Annotated in this window: 16 protein-coding genes; 9 read left to right on the forward strand and 7 right to left on the reverse strand. The window is 70.8% G+C overall.

Annotated elements, in window-relative coordinates:
• The 5 genes from BUB20358_RS26520 to BUB20358_RS26540 all read right to left on the reverse strand — a co-directional run.
• The coding region (locus BUB20358_RS26520; RefSeq protein WP_174905144.1) for a DUF2894 domain-containing protein at window positions 1–231 on the reverse strand (231 nt) is incomplete at its 3' end.
• On the reverse strand, window positions 228–872 hold the full coding sequence (locus BUB20358_RS26525) for an OmpA family protein (RefSeq protein ID WP_006766879.1): 645 nt from the start codon (window positions 870–872) through the stop codon (window positions 228–230). The genes BUB20358_RS26525 and BUB20358_RS26520, both read right to left, overlap by 4 nt.
• Window positions 873–875: 3 nt before the next feature.
• Entirely contained in the window at window positions 876–3,203 is a 2,328-nt protein-coding gene (locus BUB20358_RS26530) for a DUF802 domain-containing protein (RefSeq protein ID WP_006766878.1), read from the reverse strand.
• A 10-nt stretch (window positions 3,204–3,213) separates the two neighbouring features.
• Window positions 3,214–3,972, reverse strand: a complete 759-nt coding sequence (locus BUB20358_RS26535; protein WP_006766877.1) for a DUF3348 domain-containing protein — start codon at window positions 3,970–3,972, stop codon at window positions 3,214–3,216.
• Window positions 3,973–4,352: 380 nt separating this feature from the next.
• Window positions 4,353–4,991 carry a LysE family translocator gene (locus BUB20358_RS26540; RefSeq protein ID WP_006766876.1) on the reverse strand — a complete coding sequence of 213 codons (639 nt, stop codon included), beginning with the start codon at window positions 4,989–4,991 and terminating at the stop codon, window positions 4,353–4,355.
• A gap of 176 nt (window positions 4,992–5,167) precedes the next feature.
• Between BUB20358_RS26540 and BUB20358_RS26545 the strand changes: the two genes are divergently transcribed.
• Both BUB20358_RS26545 and BUB20358_RS26550 read left to right on the forward strand, forming a co-directional pair.
• A complete protein-coding gene (locus BUB20358_RS26545) occupies window positions 5,168–5,737 on the forward strand; it encodes a hypothetical protein (RefSeq protein WP_006766875.1) in 570 nt (189 codons plus the stop codon).
• 169 nt (window positions 5,738–5,906) lie between these two features.
• Window positions 5,907–7,286: an FAD-containing oxidoreductase gene (locus BUB20358_RS26550; RefSeq protein ID WP_035974962.1), complete on the forward strand. Its 1,380-nt coding sequence runs from the start codon at window positions 5,907–5,909 to the stop codon at window positions 7,284–7,286.
• A 93-nt stretch (window positions 7,287–7,379) separates the two neighbouring features.
• Here BUB20358_RS26550 and BUB20358_RS26555 read toward each other — a convergent pair whose 3' ends face one another.
• Entirely contained in the window at window positions 7,380–8,273 is an 894-nt protein-coding gene (locus BUB20358_RS26555) for an SDR family oxidoreductase (RefSeq protein WP_035975417.1), read from the reverse strand.
• A 95-nt stretch (window positions 8,274–8,368) separates the two neighbouring features.
• Here BUB20358_RS26555 and BUB20358_RS26560 point away from each other — a divergent pair, with 95 nt between their 5' ends.
• On the forward strand, window positions 8,369–9,226 hold the full coding sequence (locus BUB20358_RS26560) for a helix-turn-helix transcriptional regulator (protein ID WP_006766872.1): 858 nt from the start codon (window positions 8,369–8,371) through the stop codon (window positions 9,224–9,226).
• A 12-nt stretch (window positions 9,227–9,238) separates the two neighbouring features.
• Here the strand turns inward: BUB20358_RS26560 and BUB20358_RS26565 are convergent, their stop codons facing one another.
• Window positions 9,239–10,114, reverse strand: a complete 876-nt coding sequence (locus BUB20358_RS26565) for an IclR family transcriptional regulator (protein WP_045552279.1) — start codon at window positions 10,112–10,114, stop codon at window positions 9,239–9,241.
• Here BUB20358_RS26565 and BUB20358_RS26570 point away from each other — a divergent pair.
• The 6 genes from BUB20358_RS26570 to BUB20358_RS26595 form a co-directional block, all read left to right on the forward strand.
• Window positions 10,113–10,286, forward strand: coding sequence for a hypothetical protein (locus BUB20358_RS26570; RefSeq protein WP_158380454.1), 174 nt, complete (start codon window positions 10,113–10,115; stop codon window positions 10,284–10,286). The genes BUB20358_RS26565 and BUB20358_RS26570 overlap by 2 nt on opposite strands.
• Before the next feature lie 122 nt (window positions 10,287–10,408).
• Window positions 10,409–11,491: an ABC transporter ATP-binding protein gene (locus BUB20358_RS26575; protein ID WP_035974960.1), complete on the forward strand. Its 1,083-nt coding sequence runs from the start codon at window positions 10,409–10,411 to the stop codon at window positions 11,489–11,491.
• Window positions 11,492–12,490, forward strand: a complete 999-nt coding sequence (locus BUB20358_RS26580) for an ABC transporter permease (protein WP_006766869.1) — start codon at window positions 11,492–11,494, stop codon at window positions 12,488–12,490.
• Window positions 12,487–13,281: an ABC transporter permease gene (locus BUB20358_RS26585; protein WP_035974958.1), complete on the forward strand. Its 795-nt coding sequence runs from the start codon at window positions 12,487–12,489 to the stop codon at window positions 13,279–13,281. Before BUB20358_RS26580 ends, BUB20358_RS26585 begins: the two co-directional genes overlap by 4 nt.
• Complete coding sequence (locus BUB20358_RS26590; RefSeq protein WP_035974956.1) at window positions 13,281–13,619, forward strand: (2Fe-2S)-binding protein; 339 nt, start codon at window positions 13,281–13,283, stop codon at window positions 13,617–13,619. The genes BUB20358_RS26585 and BUB20358_RS26590 overlap by 1 nt, the downstream gene beginning before the upstream one ends.
• Window positions 13,616–14,585 (forward strand): NAD(P)/FAD-dependent oxidoreductase (locus tag BUB20358_RS26595; protein ID WP_174905145.1); only part of this gene is annotated, 970 nt, incomplete at its 3' end. The genes BUB20358_RS26590 and BUB20358_RS26595, both read left to right, overlap by 4 nt.

A 14,585-nucleotide genomic window follows, 5' to 3' on the forward strand; every position in this document is an offset into this window, starting at 1 on the left:
GGCGAACGCGCGGGCGTCGACGCGCTGCGCGGCCCGCGCGACGCGCGCTGCATAGTCGTCGACGAGTGCCGCGAGCTGCGCGTCGAGCAGCGTGCGCGCGCTGCCGTCGAGCGCGGCCGCGCGACGTTCGAGCGCGTCGAGCCGATGAAAGCGGACCGGATCGATCCGGTCCGCGCGCTGCTCGCGCCATGCGTCGAGCAACGCGCGCGTACGCATCGCGTCGCCCGTCACCGCGCGCTCCGTGCGTTCGACGCGCTCTTGCGCGGCACCGGCGCGATCTCCACACGGCGATTCTTCGCGCGGCCTTCGTCGTCGGCGTTCGAACTCACCGGATGCTCGGAGCCGAATGCGGCCGCGAACACGGACGACGCGGGCACGCCGGCATCGATCAGCGAACGCGTGACGGTCAGCGCGCGTTTCGCCGACAGCTCCCAGTTGTCCGCGAACAGCCGGTTGCCCGCGCGCACTTGCTGGTCGTCCGCGAAGCCGCTGACCATCAGGATCTCGTCGCGCGTCTTCAGATACGCGGCAAGCGGCCCGGCCAGCGTTTTCAGCAGCGCGCGCCCTTCCGGCTGCAGCTGATCGGAGTTCAGCGCGAACAGCACGTTGCCGCTGATCCCGATGCGCCCGTTCACGAGCGTCACGCGGCCGGCCGCGAGCGGGCCGGCGAGCGCCTGTTCGAGCGACTTGCGCTGCTGCGCTTCCTGCTGCCGCGCGCGCACGGCTTCGTCGAGCTGCGACGTGAGCTGAAGCTGCATCCCGATCACGCCGACGAGGATCAGCACGAACGCGCCGAGCAGCACCGACATCAGATCGGCGAATGCCGGCCATACCGGCGCCGGTTGCGCGCCGCCGTCGATTTCGTCGTGCATCCGTTACGCTCCGACCGACGCCCGCCGCCCGGCGAGCTGCTGCAGGTCTTCGACGATCTGCTTCTGCGACATCATGCTCAGATCGATCACCTCGCGCGCCTGCGCGACGTAGTACTCGAGCTGCTCGTCGCTGCGCGCGAGCGACTTCTCGAGCGCAGCCTCGATCCGCTGCAGATGCGCGAGCAGCTTGTCGTTCGACTCGCCGAACACGTGCACCGCGGCGCCGAACGCATCGCCGAGGCTCGCGACGTCGACCGCGCTCGCCGTCACCTGCGCGGCGACCGCATCGAGCTTGCGCGCTTCGGCGTCGACCGTGTCGTTGAAGCGCGCGCCGACGCGCTCGAGCAGGTCGGCTGACGTGCTGACGAGCGCGTCGATCGCCGCGCGCTGCTCGGTCGACGCGTGGTTGACCGCGCCGAGCAGCGTTTCGAGCGTCGCGAGCAGACGGCTGCGCTCCTCGAGCATCGCGGTGTCGCGCACCATGCTGTCGGACAGGCGCTCGCGCAGCTCGGCGACCACGTCGGCCGCCGCCTTCGGCGCCTCCGATGCGGCCTGCACGAGGCGCGCGATCTCGTTGATCGTGTCGCTCGCGTGTGCTTGCGCGTGCGCAGTGATGTCGTTCGCGGTGCGCGCGAGCGTGTCGCAGATGTCCTGCTGACGCGCCGCGGCCTGCGCGCTCGCGTGCGCCCACTCGTCGCGCAGCGCGGCAGCCATCGCGGCGAGCGAATCGTTCCACGCGGACAGGCGTTGCGCGTCGCGTTCGGCAAGCTGCGTCTGCAACCCTGTGTGCGAATCGCGGATCGTCGTCAGCAGATCGTTCGAACGCTGTTCGAACGTCGCCGCTTGCGTGGCGAGATCGCGCGTCGTTTGCGCGAGCGCGTCGCAGATTTCCTGCTGGCGGCCGGCGCTATGTGCGCCCGCGCGCTGCCATTCTTCGCCGAGCTTCGCGGCCATCGCGGCAAGCGAATCGTTCCATGCGGACAGGCGCTGCACGTCGCGCGCCTCGAGCTGCTTCTGCAGCCCCGTGTGCGACTCGCGCATCGCGGCCAGCGTCGACGCCGCATGCCGCTCGAACGTCGCGGCAGCCTCGGCAAGTGCGTGTGCGTGCCGGTCGGCAAGCGTTTCGCCGACCTGCTCCTGGCGCGCGAGCGCAGCGCGCCATGCGTCCGACAGCCGGCCTTCGGTCGATTCGAGGCGCGTCGCAACGCCGTCGAGCAGGTCCGACGAACGCAGCGCGAACGTATCGGCGAACGCGCCGAGCGTCGTCTGCAGCTGCCGCGCGACCGCGTCGCCCGCACGGCGTTGCTCGTCGAGCGCACGCGTCCACGCGGCCGTCACGTCGGCCGTGGTCTTCTCGAAGCCGCCCGTGAGCGCGTCGAGCTGACGCTGCACCGCACCGGTCACGGTATCGCGCAGCGCGGCCATTTCCTGCGCGAGCCCCGTCATCGTCGCGGCAACGACGGGCTGCAGCGCGGCGCCGGCCACGCGCGCGCTCTCGGCGGCGCTCTCCTTCAGCGCAGCGCCGACGTTCGACGCGAGGCCCGAATACGCACGCTCGGTGCGGTCGAAGAACGCGTGCTGCGCTTCGATCTGCCGGTCGTGCAGCGCGACGCTGCGCGCGTCGAGCGTCGCCATCATCGTCTGCAGCCGGTCGACCAGCGCGGGCATCACGTCGGCCTGACGCTGCAGCAGCCGGAACGATTCGTCGCGCTGGTGCGCGGGCGAATACACGCGCAGCGTCGTCGCGATCTTCGCGTCGAGCGCGTGCGCCGCGTCGATGCGCTCGCGGCGCACGAGCGCGGACAGCAGGCCGAGCATCGCCGACGTCGCGACGCCCGCGATCGACGTGCCGAACGCGAACCCGAGGCCTTTCACCGGCGCGATCAGCGACGCGCGGATCGCATCGAGATCGGTCGCGCTTTCGAGCGCGGCACCGGTGCCTTTCAGCGTGACGACCATCCCGAGCAGCGTGCCGAGCATGCCGAGCAGCACGAGCAGGCCGACGAGATACGGCGCGAGCGCCGGGCCGGGCAACGCGACGCGCGCGCCTTCGACGCGCGCACGCACGGCGCCGCGCAAGCCGGAATCGAGCGTGTCGAGCCACGTGTCGAGCCGCGCCGGCGGCTCGGTCAGCGCGGCGACCGCACGCGACAGCGTGCCGGTCGCCTGCCGGTAGCGCAGCAGCTCGACTGCGCCGGCGACGTAGCACGCGCCGATCAGCAGCGTGACGGCGGCGGCGAGCGGGTTCGACGCGACATAGCCGGCGCCGATCCAGCACACCGCGATCAGGCCGGCGACGAATACAACGAGATCAAGACGAATTCTGGACATAGCGTATCGATTAGCAGGTACGAAGGGCCGCGAGCAGTCCGTCTACCGTTTGAAACCGGACTTCGAGTTCCGCGAGCAGGATGCTGTGCATCTCGTCGCGGAACGTGTCGAGCCACGTGCCGGGCACGATCGGCGCGGCGACTTGCGCGTCGGCCTGCGTGCCGACGTGCGCGTCGTCGGAGGCGGCGGCTTGCGCGTCGAGCGCGTGACGCTCCTCATCGCGCAGCCGCTCGAAGCGCGTGCCGAGCAGCGCGGGCACCGCGGACAGCAGGCTGCGCTCACGCGCGCCGAGCACGCGCTCCATGATCGCGTCGAGCGTCGCGAGCCGCGCCATCCCGGACGAGCGCGCGGCCAGCGCGACGCGCAAGCGGCCACGCAGCTGGCCGATCGCCGTCTCCATCTCCTGCTGGAGGGACAGACACTGTTGGCGGAAGTCCGCGAAATCGGCCGTATCGGCGGGCGGCGGCGGCATCTCGCCGGGCCGGCGCCGCGTGCGCGGCCGGTTCACGGCCGCGATCGCCTGCGCGAGATCGTGGCGCACGCGCGCGCAGTCGCGCTCGGCATCGTAGCCGCGCACGCCGGCCGCAACCGCCGGCGGGCTCGCGTTCAGCGCGGACGACAGCGTGATCGCGTCGGTCCAGCCGAGCCACTGGCTCAGGCGGTCCGGAAGCGTCTGCCGGGATTCCGCGACGTCGGCGTCGGTCAGGCGCGCGAGCAGCCGGACGAGCGTCGGGCCGCTCAGTGCCGGGCGCGGGGAAGCTGTCACCATGCTGCAAACGGTCAAAAAAGGCAGCAGTTTACACGTCGTCGCGAGGGTCGCCGCCAGAATCGCGGAAGCGCGGACGAGCGACTCGCGGGACGGCAGCTGCAAAGGCGGCACAGGCCGGCCGCCCGCCGCCCGTCGGCGGACGGTTTCGCGATTTCGTCACGATGCGGCAGCTTGTGCGTGCCGACGATGCGGCCGCGGCAGATAACGCGCCGCGCATGCCGCTTCGACGGGCGTGCGCGGAGCCACGCGCAGGAGCGGAGCGGCACGCGCACGGCAGCGTCCGGAATCGCGGGCCGCGGCATCGCGCGCATACACGCAGGCAAAACGAAGCCGGCCGACGCCACGCAAGCGCGCGGCGCCGGCCGTCACGAACGATCCGGTCAGATTCCTGCCTTCGGCGCGTTGAGGATCAGCCGCAGCCCGAGCAGCGCGATCGCGCCTGCCGCGACGCGGTCGACCCATTTCTTCGCGCGCAGGTACAGCTCGCGCGGCCGGCGCGTCGAAAAGCACAGCGCGACGATCGTGTACCAGCCGAACTCCACCGCGAACACGAGCGGCGGCAGCACCAGATAGCACCACAGCGGCGGATGCTGCGGCAGCAGCGCCGCGAAGATGCTGCCGTACCAGATCGCCGTCTTCGGGTTGCTCAGCTGCGTCGTGAGGCCGGTCCAGAACGACTTGCGCGCGCTGCCGGCGGCGACGGCCTGCGGATCGTCCATCGCGATCGGCGACGCGGCGCCGCGCCAGATTTTCGACGCCATGTAGATCAGATAAGCGCCGCCGGCGACCTTCAGCCCGACATACAGCCATTCGACGGCCTGCAGCAGCGTGTAGAGGCCGGCCAGCGCGACGCCGCCGAACGCGATGCCGCCGATGCCCATCCCGAGTGCGGTCGCGAGCCCGTCGCGGCGCGACAGGCCGATCGAGTTGCGCGCGACCAGCACGAAACTGGGGCCGGGAATCATCGCGCCGAGCCACAGCGCGGCGAGTATGCCCAATACGGCAGCCGATGCAGTCATCGAAGTCTCCTGTATCCGTTGAATGGAACGGCGATGCGCGATGCACGGGCCGCGTTCCAGCCGACGATTCTGGCACGCTTCGCGCGCCGCCGAAAGCCGCCGCGCGCTGCTATGCTGGGCGCATTTCCGGCCTGCGCCGGCCGTCCGGCCACGTTCCGTTCCGCCCCTACATCGCCATGCGTCCACGCCATCTGCTGCTCGTGCTTGCCGCCGCGCTGTCCGCCGACGCATGGGCCGACGATCTGCCGCCGTCGATCGCGACGCAGCTGCCGCCCGGCTACCAGCCGATGGTCGCGCGACAAGGGCCGGACCTCGACAACGGACGGCACAGTTTTCTCGTCGTCGTGCATCGCTCGCCCGATACGCGCGAGCATCCGTCGCCGCGTCCGCTGCTGATCTACGAGCAGCGCGCCGACCGCGGCTACCGGCTGGCCGCGCGCAACGACCAGGTGGTGCTGCGTGCCGACGGCGCGCTGCAATGCGATCCGTTCGACCCGGAAAACGCGGCCGACCACGGCCTCGCGGTGAAAGGCCGCTATTTCACCGTGCAGAACGACGTCGCGTGCGGGCAGCACTGGAGCGACTACGTGACGTTCCGCTACGACGCGCGCACGCGCGGCTGGGTATTCTCGAACGAGATCTACACGGAATCGTTTCCGCTCGACGGCCAGCCCGACGTCGTCAGCGTGACGCGCGCGGATGCGCACGCGCCGGTCGCGTTCGGCCAGTGGAAGCGAAAGGATTGAACACCGCGAACACCGCGCGGCGCCGGCACGCACGACGGCGCGCCGGCAACGCGATGCCGCGCGTTCGTTGCGCGCCGCGCGACGAATCGTCCGCACGCGGACAACCGCAGGCAAGGCACGCGGCTTGCGCGCCGCGTCTTCTCACGATGAACCAGCGCAGGAGAACGTCATGACACAACACTTCGACGCGATCGTGATCGGCACCGGGCAGGCCGGGCCGCCGCTCGCCGCACGGCTCTCGGGCGCCGGCATGAAAGTCGCGATCGTCGAGCGCGGCCGCTTCGGCGGCACCTGCGTGAACACCGGCTGCATTCCGACCAAGACGCTGATCGCGAGCGCGTACGCGGCGCAGCTCGCGCGGCGCGCGGCCGAGTACGGCGTGTCGGTCGGCGGCCCCGTCACCGTCGACATGAAAGCGGTGAAGGCGCGCAAGGACCGGACTTCGGGCCGCTCGAACCACGGCGTCGAGCAATGGGTGCGCGGGCTCGACAACGCGACCGTGTTTCAGGGCCATGCGCGATTCGAGCGGCCCGACGCGGTGCGCGTCGGCGACGCGCTGCTCGAGGCCGAGCGCATCTTCATCAACGTCGGCGGCCGCGCGCAGGTGCCGCCGATGCCGGGCCTCGACACGGTGCCGTACCTGACCAACTCGACGATGATGGACGTCGATTTTCTGCCCGAGCATCTGGTGATCGTCGGCGGCAGCTACGTGGGCCTCGAATTCGGGCAGATGTACCGCCGCTTCGGATCGAAGGTCACGATCGTCGAGAAAGGGCCGCGGCTGATCCGGCGCGAGGACGACGACGTGTCGCAGGCGGTGCGCGAGATCCTCGAGCACGAAGGGATCGACGTACAGCTCGACGCGAACTGCCTGAGCGTGCGGCGCGACGGCGACGGCATCGTCGTCGGGCTCGACTGCGCGGGCGGCAATCGCGAAGTCGCCGGCTCGCATCTGCTGCTCGCGGTCGGACGCGTGCCGAACACCGACGATCTCGGACTCGACCGCGCGGGCGTCGAGACCGACGAGCGCGGCTACATCAAGGTCGACGACCAGCTGCGCACGAACGTCGCCGGCATCTGGGCGCTCGGCGACTGCAACGGGCGCGGCGCGTTCACGCATACCGCGTACAACGACTACGAGATCGTCGCGGCGAACCTGCTCGACGACGATCCGCGCAAGGTGACCGACCGCATCGCCGCGTACGCGATGTACATCGATCCGCCGCTCGGGCGCGTCGGGATGACGCTTGCCGAAGCGAAGCAGAGCGGCCGCAAGCTGCTGGTCGGCACGCGGCCGATGACGCGCGTCGGCCGCGCGGTCGAGAAGGGCGAAAGCCAGGGCTTCATGAAGGTGATCGTCGATGCGGACAGCCATGCGATTCTCGGCGCGTCGATCCTCGGCGTGACCGGCGACGAGGTCGTCCACCAGCTGCTCGACGTGATGGCGGCCGGCGCGCCGTACACGACGATCAGCCGCGCGATGCACATCCATCCGACCGTGTCGGAGCTCGTGCCGACGCTGCTGCAGGACCTTCATCCGGTCGAATGATGCTGCCTGCGCACGCGGCGCACAGCGCGTCGCGTGCGTGCGGCCGCGCGTCATGCCGACGTCATGCGCGCGGCTGCCGCGCGCCGCGGCCGATCACGTTTCGAAATACCGCGGCCGGTCGATGTCGGCAATCAGGCCTGGCTGCGTCGGCGCCCAGCCGAGCATCGCGCGCGTGCGCTCGCTCGTTGCGGGCGCATCCATCGCCGCGAAGCGCGCGAACCAGCCGAAATGGTCGCGCGCATCTTCCGCCGATTTCGCGACGACCGGCACGTTCAGCCGCTGGCCGATCACCGCGGCGATCTCGCGGAACGGCACGCCGGTGTCGTCGACCGCGTGATAGCGCGCGCCTGCCGCGCCGAGCTCGATCGCGAGCCGGTACACGCGCGCCGCATCGAGCCGATGCACGCCGGGCCAGCGGTTGGCGCCGTCGCCGATATACGCGGCCACGCCCTTTTCCCGCGCGAGCGCGATCAGCAGCGGCACGAAGCCGTGATCGCCGTCGCCGTGCACGGACGGCGGCAGCCGCACGACCGACGCATGCACGCCGCGCTCCGCGAGTGCGGCGGCGGTCGCCTCCGACGCGCGCGGATAGGCGTCCGACACCGGCACGTGCGGATCGTCCTCGGTCGCATCGCGGCCCGGCGCGACCAGCGCGAGCCCCGACGTGACGACGAGCGGCCGCGCCGAACCGGCGAGCACCGCGCCGAGCGTGTCGATCGCGCGGCGGTCGAGCTCGCAGTTCTCCGCGAAGCGCGAGAAGTCGTGATTGAAACCCGTGTGGATCACCGCGTCGGCGGCTTCGGCGCCGCGCGCGAGGCTCGCCGCGTCTTCCAGCGACCCGCGATGCACGTCGGCGCCCGCCGCCGCGACGGCGGCCGCGGCTGCATCCGAACGCGCGAGACCGAGCACCGAATGCCCGGCCGCGACGAGTTCGGCGACGACGGCGGAGCCGACGAATCCCGACGCCCCGGTAACGAAGACACGCATGTTCAGCACCTCCTGATGAAATGGAGGATTACTATCTGGCGACCGCGGTTCGCGGTGAAGACGTGACGGTTTACCGGTAAACGAACTAACAGGATATGGCTGACGCATCCGACAACCTGCTCGGCGCGTATCTGCGCGCGCGCCGCAAGAAACTCGATCCCGCCGCGCTCGGGCTGCCGGTCGCGCGCCGCCGCACGCCGGGGCTGCGGCGCGAGGAAGTCGCGCAGCGCGCGCACATCAGCGTCGCGTGGTACACGTGGCTCGAGCAGGGCCGCGGCGGCGCGCCGTCCGCCGACGTGCTCGACCGGCTCGCCCGCGCGCTGCTGCTCGACGAAGCCGAACGCGAGCATCTGTTCCTGATCGGCCTCGGCCATCCGCCCGACGTACGCTATCACGGCACCGGCAGCGTGCCGCCGCGGCTGCAGCACGTGCTCGATTCGTTCGACGCGAGCCCTGCGATCCTGCGCACGTCGACGTGGGACGTCGTCGCATGGAACGACGCGGCGGCCGCGACGCTGACCGACTACGCGACGTTGCCGCCGCCCGCACGCAACATCCTGCGGCTGATCTTCGCGGACGCGCGCGTGCGCGACGCGCAGTCGAACTGGGAGCGCGTCGCGCGCTTCGCGGTCGGCGCGTTCCGCGCGGACCTCGCGCGCAGCGGCGCGACGCAGGTCGTGCAGGCGTTCGTCGACGAGATGCGTGCGGCCAGCGCCGAATTCGACGCGATGTGGCGCGACCACGACATCCGCTCGAACGACGAAGGGACGAAGGAGATTCGCCATCCGCGCGCGGGGCGGATTGCACTCGAATACTCGGCGTTCGCGGTGAAGGGCCGCCCGGACCTGAGCCTCGTCGTGTTCACGCCCGCGACGGCCGCCGACCGCGCGCGCATTCGCGCGCTGATCGCCGCACGCGAAAAGGACCCGGCCGAGCGGCTGCCGGCCGCGTGACGCGCGCCGCGCCTACGACGCTTTCGCGGACAGCCCGTGTATCGGCCGCCGCAGCGACGCATCGAACGGATTCGTGCGCGGGCCGATCGCATCGGCCTGCCGCCTGAGCAGTTCGACGACCATCGGCAGCCGATCGTCGCCGAGACGCGACGCGAGCGTGCCGACGCTCAGCGCGCCGACCGGATAACCGGTGCGATCGAGGATCGGCACCGCGACGCCGGCCATGCCGTCGAGCACGCCGCTGTTGCGGCCCGCGTAGCCGAGCTGCCGCACGCGCTCGATCTCGGTGCGCAGATACACCTCGTCGAGCACGCCGTAGCCGCGGATGCGCGGCACGTTGAAACGGATCACTTCCTCGCGCTCCGCTTCGGGCAGGAACGCGAGGATCGCGAGGCTGCCCTGCCCGACGCCGAGCGCGATGCGCCCGCCGATGTCGCCGGTAAACGAGCGGATCGGAAACGGCCCTTCGCACAGATCGAGGCAGACCGCGTCGAAGCCGCTCTTCACGAGCAGGAAGATCGTCTCGCCGAGGCTCGCGCACAGCCGCAGCAGCGCCGGGCGGCACAGCGTGCGCATGCTGCTCGGGTTGCCGGCCTGCGCGGCGAGCGCGAAGAAGTCGACGCTCAGCCGATACAGCTTCGACTGCTCGTCCTGTTCGACCATCCGTTCCGCGATCAGCGACTGCAGGATCCGGTGCGCGGTGCCCTGCGTGAGTCCGACCGCCTTCGCGAGATGCGTGACGCGCACGCCGTCCTGCTGCATGCCGGCGAGCGCGCGCAGGATCGCGAACGCGCGCTGCAGCATGCCGGTGCCCGGCGCGCCGGCGGCGGCCGCGTCGTCGTCCGCCGCGTGCGGCGCACGCGTTCCGCGCGAGAGGGGTTGCTGCATGCCGGCGCTCCTCGACGATTTCGGTGAATGGAATACGGTAGCCGCCATTGTGTTCCCGCCGAAATCGCGCGGGCATCCGGGTGTGCACGGAATTGACGAGCGCGTTTCCGCCCCGCTGCGTCGCCCGCTGACCGGAACGATTCGCGCGTCGCGCGCGGTTCCATTCCGTTGAATGGAATTTTTTCGAAATTCCTCCCGTTCAGCAGAATTCGAAATTGACGCTCCGAAATATGGCTGGCTAGAGTCCGCGTCAATGACGCATCGGCGATACGATGCGCGAACCCGGAGCGTCCCATGTCGTTTCTCACGCTAACCGATCTGACGAAATCGTTCGGCGATCTCGTCGCCGTCGCCGACGTGAACCTGTCGGTCGAAAAGGGCGAATTCGTGTCGCTGCTCGGCCCGTCCGGCTGCGGCAAGACCACGACGCTGCAGATGATCGCCGGCTTCGTCGACGTCACGCGCGGGCGCATCGCGCTCGACGGCCAGGACATCACGCGGATGAAGCCGAACCGGCGCGGGCTCGGCATCGTGTTCCAGAGCTATGCGCTGTTTCCGCACATGAGCGTCGCGGAGAACGTCGGCTTCGGCCTCGACATGCGCGGCGTCGACAAGGCCGAGCGGGCGGAGCGCATTCGCGCGGCGCTCGCGCTCGTGCGCCTCGACGCGCTCGCGCATCGCTTCCCGCGCGAGCTGTCGGGCGGCCAGCGTCAGCGCGTCGCGCTCGCGCGCGCCGTCGTGATCGAGCCGCCGGTGCTGCTGCTCGACGAGCCGATGTCGAACCTCGACGCGAAGCTGCGCGAGGACATGCAGTTCGAACTGCGCGCGATCCAGCGCAAGATCGGCACGACGACGATCATGGTCACGCACGACCAGTCCGAAGCGCTGTCGATCAGCGATCGCGTGGTCGTGATGGAGGCCGGCCGCATCACGCAGATCGACACGCCGTACCGCGCGTACGAACGCCCGGAAAACCGTTTCGTGTCGCAGTTCATCGGCAAGGCGAACCTGCTGCCCGGCACGATCGTCGCGCACGACGGCCACGCGATCCGCATCGATCTCGGACACGACGTCGCCGAGATCGGCCACACCGCGCATCTGCCGCCGCGCGAGCGCGACGTGTGCGTCGGCGACGCCGTGTCGCTGTGCATCCGGCCCGAGAAGCTGCGGCTGTGCGCGCCCGGCACCGGCCGCGTCGCGGCCACCGTCACGAGCCGCTTCTTCCTCGGCAGCCAGTGGCTGTACCGCGTGGACAGCGCGCTCGGCGAAGTGCTCGTGTGCTGCCAGAACGAAGGCGCGGAGCCGCTCGCCGAAGGTGCGCCGGTCGGCATCGACTGGCACAGCGACGCGGTGCGCGTGATGCGCCGGGAGGCCTGAATGCGCGAGCCTTCCCGCCCGCTGCCGTCCGACGCCGCGCCGGCCGCCGTCGCGCGCGCGCCGGTCGCCGATGCCGGGCACCCGCCCGGTCACGCATCCGCACGCGCGGCCGCGCGCAATCGCGCACCGGGCGCGAACTGGCGCGCGCATGCGCCGCTGTGGCTGATGTGCGCGCCCGCGTTCGCGCTGTTCGCGGCGCTCGTGCTCGTGCCGCTCGCGATGACGCTCGTGCTGACGTTCTACCGGTTCGATCCGGCGACCGGTCCGATCGCCGCATTCCATTTCGGCAACTACGCGGAAGTGCTCGGCTCGTCGTACTTCCATGCGATCTTCGCGCGCACGTTCGGCATCGCCGCGCTGACCACCGCGATCTGCGTCGCGATCGGCACGCCCGAAGCGTACATCCTGTCGAAAATGCGCGACCCGTGGCGCTCGCTGTTCCTGCTCGCGATTCTCGCGCCGCTGCTCGTGTCGGTCGTCGTGCGCGCGTTCGGCTGGAGCATGCTGCTGAACACGAACGGGCTCGTGAACGGCGCGCTCGCGCTAATCGGCGTCGGCCCGTACAAGCTCGAATACACGACGTTCGCGATCGTGATCGCGCTCGTGCACGTGATGCTGCCGTTCATGGTGATTCCGGTGTGGACCGCGCTGCAGCGGCTCGATCCGCAGACCGAGCATGCGGCGCTGTCGCTCGGCGCGTCGCCGTTCACGACGCTGCGCCGCATCGTGCTGCCGCAGCTCGTGCCCGGCGTGCTGTCGGGCAGCCTGATGGTGTTCGGGCTGTCGGCGAGCGCGTTCGCGATTCCGGGCCTGCTCGGCGGACGCCGGCTGAAGGTCGCCGCGACGGCCGTCTACGACGAATTCCTCGGCTCGCTGAACTGGCCGCTCGGCGCGACGATCGCGGTGCTGCTGCTGATCGCGAACCTCGTCGTGATGCTTACCTACTACCGCGTGCTCGAACGCCGCTACGCACGCAGCCTCGGAGGCGCTTCCCGATGAGAAAGAACGGGCCCGTCGCGCTCGCGTTCCACACGCTCGTGATGCTGTTCGTGCTCGCGCCGCTCGCGATCGTCGTACTGGTCGCGTTCACGCCCGACGAAACGCTGACGCTGCCCACGCACGGGCTGTCGCTGCGCTGGTTCCGCGCGATCCTCGACTATCCGGATTTCGTCACCGCGTTCGCGAACAGCGTGAAGCTCGCGTTCGCGTCGGCCACGCTGTCGCTCGCGATCGCGCTGCCCGCGGGGCTCGCGATCGGCCGCGCGTCGTTCCCCGGCCGTGCGTTCCTGAACGGGCTGCTGCTGTCGCCGCTCGTGATTCCCGGCCTCGTGCTCGGCATCGCGCTGCTGCGCTTCTTTGCGCTGATCGGCGCGACCGGTTCGTTCGCGTGGCTCGTCGTCGCGCACATGATCGTGATCACGCCGTTCGTGATGCGGCTCGTGCTCGCGTCCGTCGCGGGGCTCGACCGCAGCATCGAACAGGCCGCGTGCTCGCTCGGCGCGGACCCGTGGACGACGTTCCGCCGCATCACGCTGCCGATGATCGTCCCCGGCATCACCGGCGGCTGGCTGCTCGCGTTCATCAACAGCTTCGACGAGCTGACGATGTCGATCTTCATCACGTCGCCGCAGACCGTCACGCTGCCGGTGCGCATGTACATGTACGCGACCGAGTCGATCGATCCGATGATGGCATCGGTGTCGGCGCTGGTCATCTTCATCACCGCCGGCGCGATGCTGCTGCTCGATCGCGTGTACGGCCTGAACCGCATCCTGATCGGCCAACACTGATGACGCATTCTTCCTCCGAAGCCGGCTCCGCGCACGCGCAGTTCGTGCGCGTCGCCGAGCGCGACCGCGCGCGCATCGCGTTCACGCTCGACGGACGCCCCGCGCAGGCGCTCGCCGGCGACACCGTGCTCACCGCGATCCTCGTCGCGCAGCGCCGCGTGCGCGTCAGCGAATTCGGCGGCGAGCCGCGCGCGGGCTTCTGCCTGATCGGCGCGTGCCAGGACTGCTGGGTGCGCACCGAGGCCGGCGCGCGCGTGCGCGCGTGCTCGACGCCGATCGCCGACGGCATGCGGATCCTGACCGGCGCACGGCCGCCTGCGGACGGAGACGTGCGATGAACGACGCGCTGCAACCGGTGATCGTCGGCGCGGGCCCGGCCGGCGTGCGCGCGGCCGAAGCGCTGGTCGACGCGGGGCTGCGTCCGGTCGTGATCGACGAGAACGCGCGCTGGGGCGGGCAGATCTATCGGCAACCGCCCGCCGGCGACGGTTTCGTGCGCGGCAAGCGTGCGCTGTACGGTTTCGAAGCCGCGAAGGCCGACGCGGTGCACCGGACGATGGCCGCGTTGCTGCCGCACGTCGACTATCGGCCGAACACGCTCGCGTGGGCGTGCGGCACGGGGCGCGTCGACACGCTGCAGGACGGCCGCGAAGTGACCGTGCCGTACTCGCATCTGATCGTCGCGAGCGGCGCGACCGACCGGATGCTGCCGCTGCCGGGCTGGACGCGCGCGGGCGTCTACACGCTCGGCGGCGCACAGGTCGCGCTGAAGGCACAGGGTTGCGCGATCGGCCGGCGCGTCGTGTTCGCGGGCACCGGGCCGCTGCTGTATCTGGTCGCGTATCAGTATGCGAAGGCCGGCGTGCAGGTGCTCGCCGTGCTCGACACGAGCCCGCTGCGCCGGCAGGCCGCGGCGACGCCGGCGCTGCTGCGCATGCCGGCGACGTTCGCGAAGGGTCTCTATTACATCGGCTGGCTGCGCGCGCGCGGCGTCGCGATCGAAACCGGCGTCGTGCTCGAGCGCGTGCTCGGCGACCGCCACGTGACCGGGCTCGCATGGCGCGCGGCCGGCAGCGACGCGCACGTACGCATGCTCGACTGCGATGCGCTCGGCATCGGCTTCGGGCTGCGTTCGGAGACGCAGCTCGCCGATCTGGCCGGCTGCCGGTTCCGTTTCGATCCGGTCAATCGCGCATGGCTGCCCGAGCGCGACGCGGCCGGCCGCACGTCGGTGCGCGGCGTCTACGTCGCCGGCGACGGCGCGGGCATCGCGGGCGCCGACGCGGCCGAGGCGTCGGGCCGCC

It is taken from the genome of Burkholderia dolosa, from assembly GCF_902499135.1.
GTDB classification, from domain to species: domain Bacteria; phylum Pseudomonadota; class Gammaproteobacteria; order Burkholderiales; family Burkholderiaceae; genus Burkholderia; species Burkholderia dolosa.

Bases quoted from the DNA above. Each gene is read 5' to 3' on its own strand.
- BUB20358_RS26535 (WP_006766877.1), bottom strand. From the start codon at position 3,972: ATGGTGACAGCTTCCCCGCGCCCGGCACTGAGCGGCCCGACGCTCGTC.
- BUB20358_RS26580 (WP_006766869.1), top strand. From the start codon at position 11,492: ATGCGCGAGCCTTCCCGCCCGCTGCCGTCCGACGCCGCGCCGGCCGCC.
- BUB20358_RS26575 (WP_035974960.1), top strand. From the start codon at position 10,409: ATGTCGTTTCTCACGCTAACCGATCTGACGAAATCGTTCGGCGATCTC.
- BUB20358_RS26555 (WP_035975417.1), bottom strand. From the start codon at position 8,273: ATGCGTGTCTTCGTTACCGGGGCGTCGGGATTCGTCGGCTCCGCCGTC.
- BUB20358_RS26590 (WP_035974956.1), top strand. From the start codon at position 13,281: ATGACGCATTCTTCCTCCGAAGCCGGCTCCGCGCACGCGCAGTTCGTG.
- BUB20358_RS26565 (WP_045552279.1), bottom strand. From the start codon at position 10,114: ATGCAGCAACCCCTCTCGCGCGGAACGCGTGCGCCGCACGCGGCGGAC.
- BUB20358_RS26525 (WP_006766879.1), bottom strand. From the start codon at position 872: ATGCACGACGAAATCGACGGCGGCGCGCAACCGGCGCCGGTATGGCCG.
- BUB20358_RS26560 (WP_006766872.1), top strand. From the start codon at position 8,369: ATGGCTGACGCATCCGACAACCTGCTCGGCGCGTATCTGCGCGCGCGC.
- BUB20358_RS26530 (WP_006766878.1), bottom strand. From the start codon at position 3,203: ATGTCCAGAATTCGTCTTGATCTCGTTGTATTCGTCGCCGGCCTGATC.
- BUB20358_RS26585 (WP_035974958.1), top strand. From the start codon at position 12,487: ATGAGAAAGAACGGGCCCGTCGCGCTCGCGTTCCACACGCTCGTGATG.
- BUB20358_RS26545 (WP_006766875.1), top strand. From the start codon at position 5,168: ATGCGTCCACGCCATCTGCTGCTCGTGCTTGCCGCCGCGCTGTCCGCC.
- BUB20358_RS26540 (WP_006766876.1), bottom strand. From the start codon at position 4,991: ATGACTGCATCGGCTGCCGTATTGGGCATACTCGCCGCGCTGTGGCTC.
- BUB20358_RS26550 (WP_035974962.1), top strand. From the start codon at position 5,907: ATGACACAACACTTCGACGCGATCGTGATCGGCACCGGGCAGGCCGGG.
- BUB20358_RS26570 (WP_158380454.1), top strand. From the start codon at position 10,113: ATGCCGGCGCTCCTCGACGATTTCGGTGAATGGAATACGGTAGCCGCC.